The sequence below is a fragment of the Odoribacter sp. AF15-53 genome (genome assembly GCF_003479425.1).
GTDB lineage: Bacteria > Bacteroidota > Bacteroidia > Bacteroidales > Marinifilaceae > Butyricimonas.
Genome location: NZ_QUHC01000001.1, coordinates 538668 through 553991 on the forward strand (window position 1 = coordinate 538668; position 15324 = coordinate 553991).

Here is a 15324-nt window from a genome sequence, read left to right on the forward strand (position 1 = left end):
AAAGCGTGTGGCCAATTGTTTTGCCACACGCTTTTGTTTTATTCTTTTTGAATTTTCAGTCTATTTTTTCTTTTCAATTTTTAATGTATCGCTAGTCATTACGATCGTATCGCAAGCTATCGTGTACATGACTAAAGAATCTGCGCTAACAACACTGAAATAGGCTTCACCTTTTAGTTCTACTTTTTTACTGTTGGACGCATCTTTCTGCGTGACCATGTAGGTGGCTGTTTTTGTGGTTGTTTTAGGATTTAATAAAACGGTTGTTCCATCTACAAGATTGTAATATAGGTTTGTTATGGTAGGGTCATTCTCTGAAGCTATCGAGATCGAAATGACTCCATTTTTTGCCTTGTCCCCGTACAAGGTTCTTGCGGTTTTATCTTTAAGGACTGTAATTGTTTTAATACGGCTTTGATCGATTTTCTGTATAGAGTCCATGGAAACTTCTTTACCGTTAACAATGAGTAAGCCGAGAGAGGACAGGGTTATCTGCGAAGTATGTGTGGAATCATTTGGCACTAAAAAAGCTTGGGTTATTTCAATAAGACTTTCTTTTGGGGTTGCGGAATCATCCTCTTCTCTAATTTTGATTTTTGTTGTTCCTGATTTTTTTTGAGTAGAATCTTTTTGTAGTATAAAATAGTTTTTTGATTGATGTTGCTGAACGGTTGATTTTTTTGTAGAATCAACTTCTAATACAGAATTATTTACCTTATTCGTTTCGAGAATTGAAGTAATATCGTTAACTTTGATTGCTGAAATCTCGTTCAATTCGTTCGTGATTTCGGGACGGGCAAAAGCGGTTAACGTGATCGCTGCGATAGGAAGTACGTACAGGTACTTCACGCGAGCCCAAGGACTGGATTTTTCTTTTAACATCATAGTGATTCGTTTTTTAAGTTTACTGTGATTAAAGCTGTTGGCCATAGAGTAGAGCCTTGTGCCGACAGCTTTTTTTATGATTAATAATTGATATTGTTTTGCGTTAATGCCTTGACGAATGACTGTTTCATCGGCCTCGTACTCGTGGATGTTTTGTAATTCCTGTTTTAGGAGCCAAGAGGCCGGGTTGAACCATTGAAAGCAGATGCAAATTTCGCTGATGAATAAATCTATCGAGTGCCGGTTGTGAATATGGGCCAGTTCGTGAGTTAATATTTCTTTGCTGTTCTCTCGCAGGTCTTTCTCGGAAATGACAACGTATTTCATCCAGCTGAAAGGAGCTATATTTTTATCGTGAGTGACAAGCGTGATACTTTTTTCCAGTTTTTCTTTCTTCCCGCCGTGTAATAAATGGAGCATGTGGAATAACGAGTAAATGTTACGCCCGAAGAAAAAAAGGATACCTGAAAAATAGGTAAACAGGAGAACGGGAATCCATAACGGGATCGAGGATATCGTTGGTTGTTGAATCAATTGTGGCGTGTTGTCCGCCAGTGCGAGCAATTGTTCTATGTCTAATAGAGTCTGTTGTACTTCTATATTTTCGTGAACGGTAATTTCGCAAAACGGGATAACGAGGGATAGGAACAATATGCCCAGTAGTGCGATCCGGTTGAAACGATGGAAAGTATCCTTGCTAAGTAATAGCCTGTAAAACAGGTAAAATGCGGCAAGGCAAACGGAGGCTTTTAATATGTAGACAAAAAAAGTTCCCATAAGTCGTTTTATTTGTGATGTGCTTTTTCTACTTCCGAAATGAGTTGTTTCAATTCTTCCAGCGAGATATCTTCTTCCCGAACGAGCGAGGATACGGCACTGAGGTATGAGTTATTGAAGTATTTACTGATCACGTTTTTTAAGGTCCCTTTGTGAAATTCTTCTTCACTGATCATCGCATAATATTGATATGTGTTTCCGTAAACTTCGTGGGAAAGATAGCCTTTCTCTTCAAGTCCGCGGACGATAGTGGAAAGGGTGTTGAAATGGGGTTTCGGTTCCTCGTAAAATGCGAGTAGCTGTTTCACGAATAAAGGGCCTTGCTCCCAGAAAAAGCCCATGATTTCTTCTTCTTTACTTGTTAGTCCTTTCATGGTTTTGTCTCTTTTGTTGCAAAGAACTATATTTTCTAGTTATAAAACTAATTTTTGTAGTTAATAAACTTTAAAGAGTAGTTCATGTTAAGTATACTAATACAAATTAAAATCAGGGATGTTTTTTTGATGTATTGTAAATGGCTGGTAACTATGCGTTCCGCTATGATTAAATACGGTTCAAATATTGTTGAAATACGGTTGTCGGTAGTATTTGAAGGGGAGAAAGAACGGGGTGCTTATATTTAAAGAAGGAGTGTATTTAGTTTTAACTATATGCTAGGAAGTCTTGTGAAAATGTTTATATTTGTGTAGTTGTGTGCGAGCGAGAGGGGAAATATATGTTACTAATTAAAATTTAATGCGATGGAAGAATGGTGGAGTTCTCTAGGTTTATTTATGCAATCGGTGTGGTGTATCACACTATTTGCTAGTTTGGTGTTTATTATACAAACGATTATGACTTTCGTCGGAATGGATACGGATGGAGGGATGGACATTGACACGGGGACTGATATGCCGGGAGATGGTGATAGCGGGCCTTTTCAGTTATTTACTTTCCGTAATTTTATCAATTTCTTGTTGGGATTCGGGTGGTCGATTATCTCTTTTCAAGGGGCGATCGGGAACCAGTTCGTGTTAATTCTCGTGTCGGCTGCGATCGGTGTGTTGTTAGTCATGGCGGTGATGGCTATTTTCAGGTTTATGAGCCGGATGGAACAAAGTGGCACTATAAATATGGCGAACGCTTTAGGGTGTAAGGGAAACGTATATTTGAAGATTCCGGCCGGGAAAGGGGGAGAGGGGAAGGTGCAGATCTCGATACAGGGAGCGATCCGGGAATTTGATGCGCTCACGTTGGGAGAAGAACTGGAAACGGGTGCCCCGATAAAAGTGGTGGAAGTGATCAATGACAGCACGTTGCTGGTCGAACGTTTTTAAGAGGACTATTTATCATTAATACTAAAATACATGGAAATGGAAGGAAGTTTGTATTTGATTGTCGCCGTGGTGGCGGTGTTGTTTGTTACGTTTGCGGCGATATTATCCCGTTATAAACGTTGTCCGTCCGACAAAATTCTTGTCGTGTACGGTAAAACCGGAAAGAATGCGACCGGAGGAGTGAGTTCTGCGCGTTGTATTCATGGTGGAGCCGCCTTTATCTGGCCCGTGTTTCAGAGTTATGCATTCCTGGATTTGACGCCGATCTCGATAGAATGTAATTTAACGAATGCATTGAGTAAACAGAATATTCGGGTGGATGTTCCCTGTCGTTTCACGGTGGGAATCTCGACCGAGTCGGATAGTATGACGAATGCCGCGGAGCGTTTACTGGGACAACGCTTGGAGAATATTCAGGATTTGGCAAAAGATATTCTTTTCGGGCAGTTGCGTCTGGTGATCGCCACGATGGATATCGAGGAGATCAACTCGGACCGGGATAAGTTCTTGGCTAACGTGAGCGCTAACGTGGAAGCGGAATTACGCAAGATTGGTTTGAAATTGATTAACGTGAACGTGACGGATATCCGCGATGAGTCGGGGTATATCGAGGCGCTCGGAAAAGAAGCTGCAGCCAAGGCTATTAATGATGCTAAGAAGAGCGTGGCCGAACAGAATCGGTTCGGGGAGATCGGTAAGGCCGAGGCCGATCGAGATAAGGATATCCGTATTGCGGAAACCGTGCGGGATACCCGTATCCGTACTGCGGAGGCTAATGCCACGGCGGTAGAGGGTGAGAATAACGCCAAGATTTTGATCGCCGATTCGGATGCAATTCGTCGGGAAAGAGAGGCCGAGGCTGCCCGTAAGGCTATTGCTGCGGAGAAAGTGCAGTCGGCTAAGGCTTTGGAAGAGGCATACTTGGCAGAGCGGGAAGCTGAGAAAGCTCGTGCCGAGAGAGAAAAAGCCACGCAAGCTGCTAATATCGTGGTTCCGGCACAGATTGACAAAGAGAAAGCGATTATTGATGCCGAGGCGGAAGCCGAGCGTTTGCGTCGTTTGGCGAAAGGTGAAGCGGATGCTATTTTTGCCAAAATGGATGCTGAGGCCAGAGGTATGTACGAGGTGCTGACGAAACAAGCGGAAGGGTATGCTCGGATCGTGCAAGCTGCTGCTGGTGATCCGGATAAGGCCGTGATGATGTTGATTACGGATAAATTGCCGGAATTGGTGAGGACACAAGTGGAAGCTGTCAAGAATATAAAGATTGATAAAGTTACGGTTTGGGACGGTAATAACGCCGGGAACGGTAATACTTCAACTGCCAATTTCATTTCCGGGATGATGAAGTCCGTGCCCCCGTTGAATGATTTGTTTAACATGGCCGGGTTGAATTTGCCTACTTTCTTGAAAGGAGCTTCGACGGAAGAAAAAGCGGTAGATGCCGGGCAACAGGAAGAGGTTACTGTTGAACCGGAGAAATAAACTTTTGATTTCGTTTTTTCGTTTACTAATAATTATCTTTGTGGTATACTTGTGAAGAGTATACCACAAAAGTATTTAATAGATTTATAAATTCAGGTGAAATTATGCGTTGGGTAATTGACGGCGTAGATGATTTGAATCGGGTGGCCAAAGAGTTTTTGGCGAGTACGGGGGATAACACGATATACGCCTTGTACGGGCCGATGGGAGTGGGTAAAACGACATTCGTGAAAGCGGTGGCGGAATGTTTGGGAATAGAGGATGACGTGAATTCCCCGACGTTTGCGATCGTGAATGAGTATTTGACGGCAAAGGGAGATTCGGTATATCATTTTGATTTCTACCGGGTGAAAAATATCGAGGAAGCGATGGATTTCGGTTACGAGGAGTATTTTTATAGCGGGAATCGTTGTTTTATCGAGTGGCCGGAAATGGTCGAGCCGTTATTGCCGGATAATACGTTGATATGTAAATTCTCCGAGTTGGCTGACGGCCGGAGAGAACTGGTGATAGAAGAAAAATAATAAAGGGGATATTATGGATAACTCGGGTAAATTATTGGGTGCACTTATCAACAGGGAATGGTTTCTGTACCAAGAAAAAGAGGTTTTCGGGGAATATAAACAGAAACGGTTGACAATAGGTTTGCCGAACGAGACAGAACGCCGGGAGAACCGGATTTGTCTAACCCCGGAATCGGTGGCCGTGATGGTGGATATGGGGCACACGATAATGATACAACGAGGAGCCGGAGAGGCGGCACATTACCATGACCGGGAATACGCGGATGCGGGAGCCCAGATGTTGGACACGTGCGAGGAGGTGTATACCGCTGATATTATTTTGAAACCCACACCGGTGATGCAGGAAGACGTGGAGGTGATGCGCGATCGTCAGGTGATTTTGTCCCCGATAGAGCTTTTTGAATTGCGGAAAGAGGCGATCGTGGAGATGATGCAGAAAAAAGTGACTGCCGTGGGTTTTGATATACTGAAAGATGGAAATGGGCTTTATCCCGTGGTCCAGATGATGAGCGAGATTTCGGGGAGTTCGGCGATTATGATAGCTAGCGAGTATCTGAGTAATTCGCGGGAGGGGAAAGGGATTTTGTTGGGAGGTGTGACTGGAGTGACACCTGCCGAGGTGGTTATCTTGGGTGCCGGAACGCTGGGTGAATATGCCGCACGCACGGCTTTGGCTTTGGGTGCGGTGGTGAAAGTTTTCGATCATTCCTTGGAGCGTTTGAGGCGTTTGAATCATTGTCTGGGACAACGGGTTTACACTTCCGTGTTCCACAAACCTGTACTGGAGCGGGCGTTATTGTCAGCCGACGTGTTGATCGGGGCTTTGCGTTTCTTTGATGATGATTTCGGGATTACCGTTTCGGAGGAGCAGGTGAAATTGATGAAACAGGGGGCGGTTATCGTCGATATGTCTATCGAACATGGCGGGTGTATCGAGACTTCCGGTCCTACGACTCACGAGAATCCGACATACGTGTATAACGGGGTGATTCATTATTGTGTCCCGAATGTCCCGTCGAGGGTGGCACGTACGGCTTCTATTGCGTATAGTAACCTGTTCACGCCCTTGTTTGACAAGGTTTCCCGTGAAGGAGGGTTTAATTCTGCTATCAAAAGCGATGTCGGGTTACGACATGGTGTTTATATCTATAACGGGGTACTGACTAAAAAGGTCATCGCGGATAAGTACGGTCTGGTGTCCCGTGATATTGATTTGTTGTTGGCTGCTTTTTAACTTCCAAGCGCCACGATTATTCCTAGTAAAATACCGTACACGAGAGCGTAAGGGAAGGCTTGTTTCAGGATTTCTCCTTCTTTGCCTTGTAACTGACAGGCCGAGGTGGCGATAGCTATACTTTGAGGGGAGATAATTTTCCCGGCGGTAGTCCCGGTTGTATTCGCGGCAGTCAGCCAAGAAGGCTCGACGTTTATATTTTCCGCTATTCCTACTTGCAATTTACCGAAAAGAATGTTGGCAGAAGTCCCGCTACCCGTGAGGAATGTTCCGGCTTCCCCGACGAGGGGGGACCAGAAGGCATACCCGTTACCAGCCAGGGTGGTCAAGGTGTCGGCCATGAGTCGTATCATACCGGATATCTCCATGAGCGCGGATATCCCGACGAGGGCGATAACCATGATGATCGTGGTACGGATTTGCACGAGAGTTTTGCCTAAAAGTACGAGTTGTTTTTTGGTTTTCACGCCTTGGATTTGCCCGCCGATGAAAGCTCCCCCGAGCAAGAGTAAAGCGGTTCCCTTGAAGTGGAACGGGATGGCCAACAGGATGAAGAGAATGATAAACCCGTATATGCTCCACGCTTGGTAGATTTGTCGGGCGGTATACCCGTTCGTGAAAGAACTTTTCTGACCGGAAGGATGGAAGTGACTCCAGATGATAATAGCAATGATGGAACATATACTGCCGATGATAGCCGGTGTTTCTGGTCCGAGGTAGTTGGCCGTGAGATATTGGGCCAGATAGGATACTCCCCCGACGAGAGTGCCGAGCAGGAGGTTCTTGGGTAAGGCTTGTCGACGTCGGTCTGCCAGTATTGTGAGGGTGATGGGTATCAGGAAGATAAAGGGAAATAGTTGTTGAATCGTGGCTTTGCATAACTCCGGTAACGGACAACCGGTTTCCTCGGCAAGGACGGTTTCTGCAATCCCGACGGCCCCGAAGGTGGTCGGCTCGCTGTTGGCGATAAGACTGACCAAGACGGCGAATAACGGGCGGAAACCGAGAGTTACGAGAATCGCCGCAGGAATGGCGACCGACGTGCCGTAACCGGCCATGCCTTCCAGTAAACCGCCAAATCCCCAGGTGATGAGTAACACCTGTACGCTTTTGTCCGTGGATATGGCGGCTAACTGACCTTTAAGTATTTCGATTTTCCCGGAATGTAACAAAAGGTTGTAGCTGAAAACGGCTATCCAGATAACGGATAGGATAGTGACGCAGGCTCGATAGGAACTGTTTAATAAGGTCGTACCGATTTCCTGAACGGGTGCTTTGAAGATAAAGATAGCCAACAGGATCGTGATAATAAGGGTGAACAGGCTACTCTTATCCCCCGGCCATTTGCATATTCCCATGGATATGACCAAAATAGCCATAGGTAGTAGAGCAAACAAGATTTCGGACATGATACTGTTATGATCTTCAATTTTCCGTTTTCAATTGCTTCAGAATAGTGTCGATAACCGGGGTTAAGTCACTGTTCTTCGGGATTTTTATACCTCGTATCCCGGCGGCTTCGGCGGCTTCTATATCCCGGCCACCGTCCCCGATCAATAGGGTGGCGGATTTGTCAATATCAAATTCTCGAATGGCTTGTTCGATCATGTAAGGCGATGGTTTGCGACACTCGCAGGGGGCGATGCTGCTGTGGTGAGGACAATAATATATCTTGTCTATGTGGGCCCCGTGTTTTTCCAGTTCCGCACACATGTATGCATGCAGGTTTTCAACATCTTCGGTAGTGTATTCGCCTTTCGCGACACCCCCTTGGTTGGTTACGACAATAATCAGGTAACCCGCTTCGTTGAGGCGGCGGATTCCGTCGATCACGCCGGGGTTAAACACGAAATCTTCTATCCTATATATATAGTAGTGTCCTTCGTCAGAGTTGATCGTACCGTCCCGGTCAAGAAAAATAGCCTTATTCATTTTAGATTTTAAATTTTAGATCCTATCAATTCTGTGATTTGTGATTTCAGATTAAGTGATTCCCAACACAAGGCCAACGCTTTTTTCATTTTCAATTCTCCATTTTCAATTGTTTAGTGCATTATTTTAAAAATTAATTCCTTTAAAAGCTCGCCGTCAGAGATATTCGCGTTTCCCACTCCCTTGGATTTGAGGTCGTATTCTCTGAGCCAAGAGATAATGTTGGCACATTTCATGGCATTATATTTTTTCGCTCCTTCGGTATAGTCTTTCATGAAGTAAGGATTGATTCCCAGCAGCCGGGCCATTTCCTGTTGATTCGGTGTACTCTTTTTCTGATAGTGGTAAGTCAGTAGATTCAAGAAATAGCGGAATAACATAGTGATCGTGAGTACTAGTGGGTTATTTTTAGGATTGGCCTCGAAATAGTTCACGATGCGGTTGGCTTTCAGGTGATCCATCTGGATAATGGCAGCCGTGAGTTCGAACGTGTTGAATTCCTTGCTGATGCCCGTGTGTTCTTCTACCAGGTTCTCTTTGATCTCGCCTCCTCCGGGAAGTAAGAGCATCAGTTTATCGAGTTCGTTGGCAACCTTGCTGAGATCGTTTCCAAGACTCTCGGCTAGTATCCCGGCGGCTTTCAGGGAGATCATGTATTTCTTGTCTTTGCAGTACGAGATGATCCAGTCCGGGATTTTGTTGTCGTAAAGCTTGGCTGATTCGAAATAGACGCAGTTCGAGGAACTACTCAGTTTTTTGAATACCCCCTTGCGTTTATCGGGTTTCTTGTTTTTGTAGAGAAATACCAGAATGGTTGTCGGTTGCAAATGCTCGATGTACGGGAGTAGGTTTTCAAAGTCCCGGATATTCTGGGCCTCCTTGACGATAACAACTTGGCGTTGTGACATCATGGGGAAACGGCGGGCCGTGTCGGTCACGGTTGTCATGGAAACATCGTTACCGTACAAGATGGTCTGATTGAAAGCCTTTTCGTCTTCCGAGAGGGCGTTTTTTTCAATTCTGGTCGCTATCTCATCCAGAAAATAAGGTTCTTCTCCTGATAAGAAGTAAATCGGGGCATATTTTCCCGCCTTTAAATCCGTGACAATCTCTTCGTATTTCATAAGGGCAAAGATAATTGGGAAATTTGGATATACGAAGATTTAGAAATGCAAAAAATGAATTATTTCATTCCTAGATTCTCTTTTTCGATGGTGCGCACGATTTGTTCGATTTCCCGGTCCCGTCCCTCCGGTTCGTAATCGGCTTTCAAGTTATTGCCGAACAAAAGAGCCAATGATTGCCAGAAATAAGCGTTCACGGTCCCCTTGTATTCTCTGATGTGGTTGAACGAGGTGTTGTTGGTTTCCCGGTAGATCAGGCGCACGAGAATCTTTCCTTGGGTGACGGTTAATTTCATTAGCGGTTGTTTGAACGTCTGCATGAGTTCTTTGTACTCTTTTTTGATGATTTGCTTGCGTTTTAATTCCGAATTCACTCGCGCTAACTGGTTCTCGATCTCGTTGATTTTGGCGGCGGCAATCTTGGCGTACGGGAATACTTTCCGCACGTTGTATATCATTCGCTGGTTTCTTTGTTGTTGACGGGCATATTTCCGGGGATTTTTGATTCTGGCGACGACATCAACTTCACCGAGAAGGACATGTGGAACGGTATCTCTGCCGATAATAACAGCCGGGACAACACTTTGCGCTTCGGCAAAGTTGTTAATAAATAAAGATAGAAGCAATATGCCAAATATTTTCCACATTTTGTTATCTTTGCATTAACGCTTTGTAATACAAATTTAGTAGATATATTTGACTTGTAAAAATAATAACTAGTGGAAAAGGAGTTTCAGGAACTGTTTCAGATACGTCATAACGATGATCGTGTCGAGGTGGGGAAGGTGTTGATTGCCGAACCTTTTCTGGAAGGAAAATATTTTAATCGTTCCGTGGTTTACATGGTGGAGTATGACGAGAATGGAGGCGTGGGGTTCGTGTTGAACAAACCATTGCCTTACACGACGTCCGAATTGGTGAAAGAGCTGGAGGGGGTGTCTTTCCCGGTGTATATCGGGGGACCCGTGGAACGAAATCAGTTGTATTATATTCACCGGAGAGAGGATATCCCCGATTCGGTAGAGATCGCGAAGGGAATATACTGGGGAGGGAATTTCCAGGCTTTAACGGGGATGTTGAAAGCCGGAAAGATATTGGAAGGTGAGATTCGTTTTTTTGCCGGGTATAGTGGTTGGACCGAGAACCAGTTAGATAGTGAATTGCAAGAGAATTCATGGATGGTGGGAACGATCCCGACAGAAATATTGTTTTCTGTCCCGAACGATGGATTGTGGGAGCAGGCGATGAGTTCTTTGGGGGGAAGACACAAGCTTTGGGCGAATTTCCCGGAAGACCCGATTCTTAATTAATTGAAAGTTGAGAAAGAGTTCTTTGAGTTTGATTTAAAGTGAAATAATTCGGTGATTGCCGATTGAATGATTCTGTGATTACAAAAAAGGAGTGCGAGAATTGTGTGGAGAAATCACTTAATCGGAAATCATAAATCACTCACTTAATAGGATTTGAAATGAATAAAGGCAGGCCGTTCTATCGCTGTCCCGCGAGGGAGAGAGGAAAGTCCGGGCAACGCAGGGCATCGTGTTTCCTAACGGGAAGGCCTTCGAGAGGGGGCAGTAGTGTAACAGAAAATAACCGTTCCGTTCGCGGAATAAGGGTGAAAAGGTGAGGTAAGAGCTCACCGGTATTCCGGGTGACCGGGATAGCCGTACACCTCACGAGTTGCAAGACCATGTACACTGGCGCTTAGGTTTGCCCGACCAATGCCAGGGGGTAGGTCGCTAGAGCCGTGAAGTGATTCACGGAGTAGATAAATGATAGAAACCGCAAGGTACAGAACCCGGCTTATAGGCCTGCCTTTTTTTTATTGAAAATGAAGAATTGAATTTAGTTTAAAGTTTAGAGTTCAGAATTTAGAGTGAAAAAAGCGCCAGCTTGTGCGGGGTATAAACTTGTAACCTGCCAACTTGTAACTTGTAACACGCCGAAGGCGATTTTACGCCGGAGACGAATAAAAAATTAGTAAAGTGAAATCAATCAGAGAAATATTTAGAATAGGTTATGGACCTTCTTCCAGTCACACGATGGGGCCGGGACGTGCGGCTCTTTATTTTAAAGAAAGAAATCCGGATGCAGAACGCTATCGGGTGACATTATTCGGTAGTTTGGCGTTGACGGGGGTAGGACACGGCACGGACGTGGCCATTCAGAAGATGATAAATCGGCCGGATGACACGGAGATCGTGTGGGAATCCGACAAATCTCTTCCGCATCACCCGAACGGAATGTTGTTCGAGGCTCTGGAAAACGGGGAAGTCAAGGATCGTTGGGAGGTATATAGTGTCGGTGGCGGAGCCTTGTGGGATGAGCAAGGAACTTTTAACCGGGAAGATATCTACCCGGATACGAAGATGACCGATATATTGAACTGGTGCAAGGCTGAGGGGCGCTCTTTCGTCGAGTACGTGGAGTTGCACGAGGGACCGGAAATCTTTGATTACCTGGAAGAGGTTTGGAAAGTGATGGTGGAAAGTATTCACAACGGCTTGGAGAACGAGGGTGTGTTGCCCGGAAACTTGCGTTTGGCGCGCAAGGCCTGTGCTTATCACGTGCGGGCCCAACAGTCCGCGGGAACTTTGCGTCACATGGGAATGGTATTCGCGTCCGCTTTGGCCGTTGCCGAAGAGAACGCCGCCGGGGGACGGATCGTGACGGCTCCTACTTGTGGTTCAGCCGGGGTAGTTCCTTCCGTGCTATTCTTCTTGAAGCATGATCAGGATATCAGTGACAAGCGGATTATAAAAGGATTGGCAACAGCCGGGTTGATCGGTAACATCGTGAAAACGAACGGTTCAATATCCGGGGCCGAGGTAGGATGCCAGGGTGAGCTGGGAACGGCTTGTGCCATGGCTGCCGGGGCTGCGGCGCAGATATTGGGAGGAAGCCCGATGCAGGTGGAATACGCGGCTGAAATGGGATTCGAGCATAACTTGGGATTGACCTGTGACCCGGTTGGCGGGTACGTGCAAATTCCTTGCATCGAGCGGAACGCGTTTATCTCGCAGAAAGCCCGCGAATGCGCGATTTACTCCCTTTTCTCGGATGGACGTCATAAAGTCTCTTTCGATGACGTGGTAGAGACCATGATGCAGACGGGATGTGACATGCAGGCAAAATACAGGGAAACAAGTCTAGGGGGATTGGCCCGTATCTACAGGGCTCCCTTGAAAAAATAATAGATTCGGATTTAGGGTTGTGTGAATGAGACTAGATTATCGAGCTTGGAAGTAACAATCGTAAATCTAAAAACGTAGATCTAAAGTTACGTAAGGCTTATGGATAGAATTAGATTAAAAGTTTTCGGGTTATCCTATAACAGTATGTCTCAAACGGGGGCATACGCGTTGGTTCTGGCAGAAGAGAATGACACTTTTCGAATTCCTATTATCATCGGGATAGCCGAGGCACAATCCATCGCGATTCACCTGGAGCATTTGCGTTCGCAGCGTCCGTTGACACACGATTTGATAAAGAGTCTGGCAGACCAGTTGGGTGCGACTCTGGAGGAAGTCTATATTTATCGTTGGGAATCCGGAATCTTTTACTCGGAATTGCGTTTTCGTCACGGGGAAGAGGTTTTGAAAATTGATTCCCGCACGTCAGACGCTATCGCTTTGGCGTTACGTTATAATTGCCCGATCTATGTTGCCCCTGGCGTGATAGCCAAAACGGCGATACCGGTTTCCGATCTGGAAACGGGCGAATTTAGCGGGAAAACAACCGTGGAACCGGGGGACGCGAAGTCATCATCGGATGATTTTACCGAGGAAGAATTAACCCGGATGTTGGACGAGGCCGTGAAGAACGAGGATTACGAGAACGCTTCTCGTTACAGGGATATGCTGAAAGCCAAAAGAGGGGAATAATATTTAAATATAAATACAATGGAAAGCATTAAACTTGACTACTCGAAAGTCTTATCGTTCGTTGGGGAAAAAGAGATTTCCGCGCAACAGGAAAAGGCAATTAAAGCCTTAAAGAGTTTGAAAAACGGGACTTGCAAAGGAAGTGATTTCCTGGGCTGGCTAGATCTCCCCGTTCAGATTACCGAGAACGAATTGGAACGAATTTCCAGTTGTACCGACAGGTTGAGAGAACAAACCGACGTGGTTGTCATCATCGGCATCGGGGGGTCTTATCTGGGTGCCAAAGCCGTGATCGAGGCGATGTCCGGTAGTTTTGATGTCTATTCGGGAACCAGAGTCGTTTTTGCCGGGAATAATGTCAGCGAGGATTATTTATATGAATTGCAGGCGTTTTTGAAAGACAAGAAATTCGGGATATGCGTGATCTCCAAATCGGGAACGACAACCGAGCCTGCCGTGGCTTTCCGTTTATTGAAGGACCAGTTGATCGAACAGGAAGGAGTGGCGGTTTCGAGAGAGAGAATAGTTGCAATCACCGACGAGAAGAAAGGAGCTTTGCGGGCAATGGCCGATAAAGAGGAATACGAGACATTCGTGATTCCCGATAACGTGGGTGGGCGCTATTCCGTGCTGACCCCGGTGGGTTTACTACCCGTCGCCCTGGCCGGGTTGGATATCCGTTCTCTGGTAAAAGGTGCCGTGGATATGTGGAGTTGCATGAAGGAAAGTGACGCGAAACTTGCTGTCACCTACGCTTCCGTTCGGAACGCCTTGTACGAGAAGGGATACGTGATCGAGATCACGGTAAATTTCAACCCGAAACTGCATTATGTCGCTGAATGGTGGAAACAACTATACGGCGAGAGCGAGGGAAAGGAAAGCAAGGGTATCTTCCCCGCCAGTGTTGATTTCACGACGGATTTGCATTCCATGGGACAGTATATACAGGAAGGGCGTCGGAATCTGTTCGAGACGGTTCTTTCTATCGAGAAGACGAAATATAGGGTGCAAGTGCCTTGTGATGCCCACGATCTGGATAAATTGAACTATCTGGCGGGTAAACGTGTTGACGAGGTGAATAAAATGGCCGAACTGGGTACTCAACTGGCTCACGTGGAAGGTGGGGTCCCGAACATGAGGGTTATTATCCCGGAATTGACCGAATATTACCTGGGGCAGTTATTCTATTTCTACGAGATGGCCTGTGCTATATCCGGCGGAATCCTTGGCGTGAACGCTTTTGACCAGCCGGGAGTGGAGGCGTACAAGAACAACATGTTCATGTTGCTTGGTAAACCGGGATACGAGAAAAGAAGCTAAAGGGTTTATAAGGTTCATAAAGTTCGTAACTTTATGAACCTTACGAACCTTATAAACTTTATAAACTTTATAAACTTTATAAACTTTATAAACTTTATAAACCTTACAAACTCCTTGCTTTCTTCTGAATGGTAAAAGTAAGATAGGTATTGTTCAATATATCTATGGTTAATAACTTTCCGGAGAGTACACCCGGTTTTTCGAGAATAATTTTAATGGTTTCGTTTACTTGCAACGACCCGATAATTCCGGGAAGAGCGCCGATAACACCTGATGGCTGCGAGAAGTTCTTGATGTCATCGCTGTACTCGAAAAGGTCCCGGTAGGTAGGACCATCATGATAATTAAAAACGGACAGTTGACCGCTGAATTCGCATATACTGCCGTAAATAAAAGGTTTATTTAATTCCACGCACGCGTCATTAATCAGGTAACGGGCATAGAGATTATCGGTCGCGTCTATGACAATATCATATTCTGAAATAATTTCCAGGGCGTTATCCTGCGATAGACGGGTTGTGTATGGGGTAATCCTGCAAAATGGATTTAACCGGTTTAATTTGTCCGCGGCAACGGTGGCTTTGGAGGTTCCCACGTGTGTCGTGTCGTACAGGATTTGCCGTTGCAGGTTGGACTCCGATACCACGTCGTCGTCCATGATGCCAACGTGACCGATTCCTGCGGCTGTCAAGTAGTATAATATGGGTGAGCCTAATCCTCCGGCTCCTACTACCAGCACGTTTGTAGCTTTAATTTTTTCTTGTCCTCGAATTCCAATGTCTTGTAGGATAATATGTCGATTGTAACGTTCCTTTTCTTTAGAGGTTAGTGACATATGCTGTT

Annotated in this window: 15 protein-coding genes and 1 other RNA gene; 9 read left to right on the top strand and 7 right to left on the bottom strand. The window is 45.6% G+C overall.

All coding sequences use genetic code 11. The features are described from left to right. Positions 1-60: 60 nt before the first annotated feature. The gene (locus DWW52_RS02185; protein ID WP_118713820.1) at positions 61-1662 is read right to left on the bottom strand and encodes a M56 family metallopeptidase; all 1602 of its coding nucleotides are present in this window, start codon (positions 1660-1662) and stop codon (positions 61-63) included. Between the two features lie 8 nt (positions 1663-1670). Then, entirely contained in the window at positions 1671-2036 is a 366-nt protein-coding gene (locus tag DWW52_RS02190; RefSeq protein WP_118713821.1) for a BlaI/MecI/CopY family transcriptional regulator, read from the bottom strand. 366 nt (positions 2037-2402) lie between these two features. Here DWW52_RS02190 and DWW52_RS02195 point away from each other — a divergent pair, with 366 nt between their 5' ends. The 4 genes from DWW52_RS02195 (at position 2403) to DWW52_RS02210 (ending at position 6221) form a co-directional block, all read left to right on the top strand. Continuing rightward, positions 2403-2978 carry an NfeD family protein gene (locus tag DWW52_RS02195; protein ID WP_118713822.1) on the top strand — a complete coding sequence of 192 codons (576 nt, stop codon included), beginning with the start codon at positions 2403-2405 and terminating at the stop codon, positions 2976-2978. Between the two features lie 36 nt (positions 2979-3014). Further along, positions 3015-4463, top strand: coding sequence for a flotillin family protein (locus DWW52_RS02200; protein WP_199691944.1), 1449 nt, complete (start codon positions 3015-3017; stop codon positions 4461-4463). Between the two features lie 104 nt (positions 4464-4567). Next, complete coding sequence (gene tsaE, locus DWW52_RS02205) at positions 4568-4987, top strand: tRNA (adenosine(37)-N6)-threonylcarbamoyltransferase complex ATPase subunit type 1 TsaE (RefSeq protein WP_118713824.1); 420 nt, start codon at positions 4568-4570, stop codon at positions 4985-4987. A 13-nt stretch (positions 4988-5000) separates the two neighbouring features. Then, the gene (locus tag DWW52_RS02210) at positions 5001-6221 is read left to right on the top strand and encodes an alanine dehydrogenase (protein ID WP_118713825.1); all 1221 of its coding nucleotides are present in this window, start codon (positions 5001-5003) and stop codon (positions 6219-6221) included. On the opposite strand, the gene DWW52_RS02215 is transcribed toward DWW52_RS02210, so the two are convergent. The 4 genes from DWW52_RS02215 to DWW52_RS02230 all read right to left on the bottom strand — a co-directional run bounded on the left by DWW52_RS02215 (position 6218) and on the right by DWW52_RS02230 (position 9924). Beyond that, entirely contained in the window at positions 6218-7630 is a 1413-nt protein-coding gene (locus DWW52_RS02215; protein WP_118713826.1) for an L-lactate permease, read from the bottom strand. The two genes, DWW52_RS02210 and DWW52_RS02215, sit on opposite strands and share 4 nt — an antisense overlap. 16 nt (positions 7631-7646) lie before the next feature. Further along, entirely contained in the window at positions 7647-8153 is a 507-nt protein-coding gene (locus DWW52_RS02220) for an HAD-IIIA family hydrolase (RefSeq protein ID WP_118713827.1), read from the bottom strand. Between the two features lie 113 nt (positions 8154-8266). Beyond that, positions 8267-9277: a DNA polymerase III subunit delta gene (gene holA / locus DWW52_RS02225; RefSeq protein ID WP_118713828.1), complete on the bottom strand. Its 1011-nt coding sequence runs from the start codon at positions 9275-9277 to the stop codon at positions 8267-8269. 59 nt (positions 9278-9336) lie between these two features. Then, positions 9337-9924 carry a DUF4294 domain-containing protein gene (locus tag DWW52_RS02230; RefSeq protein ID WP_118713829.1) on the bottom strand — a complete coding sequence of 196 codons (588 nt, stop codon included), beginning with the start codon at positions 9922-9924 and terminating at the stop codon, positions 9337-9339. Between the two features lie 72 nt (positions 9925-9996). Between DWW52_RS02230 and DWW52_RS02235 the strand changes: the two genes are divergently transcribed. From DWW52_RS02235 to DWW52_RS02255, 5 genes are all read left to right on the top strand, one after another. Further along, positions 9997-10587, top strand: coding sequence for a YqgE/AlgH family protein (locus tag DWW52_RS02235; protein WP_118713830.1), 591 nt, complete (start codon positions 9997-9999; stop codon positions 10585-10587). A gap of 165 nt (positions 10588-10752) precedes the next feature. After that, positions 10753-11099: RNase P RNA component class A (rnpB, locus tag DWW52_RS02240), an RNA gene on the top strand. 163 nt (positions 11100-11262) lie between these two features. Next, on the top strand, positions 11263-12471 hold the full coding sequence (locus tag DWW52_RS02245; protein ID WP_118713831.1) for an L-serine ammonia-lyase: 1209 nt from the start codon (positions 11263-11265) through the stop codon (positions 12469-12471). 99 nt (positions 12472-12570) lie between these two features. Continuing rightward, the gene (locus DWW52_RS02250; RefSeq protein ID WP_118713832.1) at positions 12571-13161 is read left to right on the top strand and encodes a bifunctional nuclease family protein; all 591 of its coding nucleotides are present in this window, start codon (positions 12571-12573) and stop codon (positions 13159-13161) included. Positions 13162-13179: 18 nt separating this feature from the next. Then, positions 13180-14481 (top strand): glucose-6-phosphate isomerase, encoded by a 1302-nt coding sequence (locus DWW52_RS02255; RefSeq protein WP_118713833.1) that lies wholly within the window; start codon positions 13180-13182, stop codon positions 14479-14481. Positions 14482-14584: 103 nt separating this feature from the next. On the opposite strand, the gene DWW52_RS02260 is transcribed toward DWW52_RS02255, so the two are convergent. Beyond that, positions 14585-15316: a HesA/MoeB/ThiF family protein gene (locus DWW52_RS02260; protein WP_118713834.1), complete on the bottom strand. Its 732-nt coding sequence runs from the start codon at positions 15314-15316 to the stop codon at positions 14585-14587. Positions 15317-15324 lie beyond the last annotated feature (8 nt).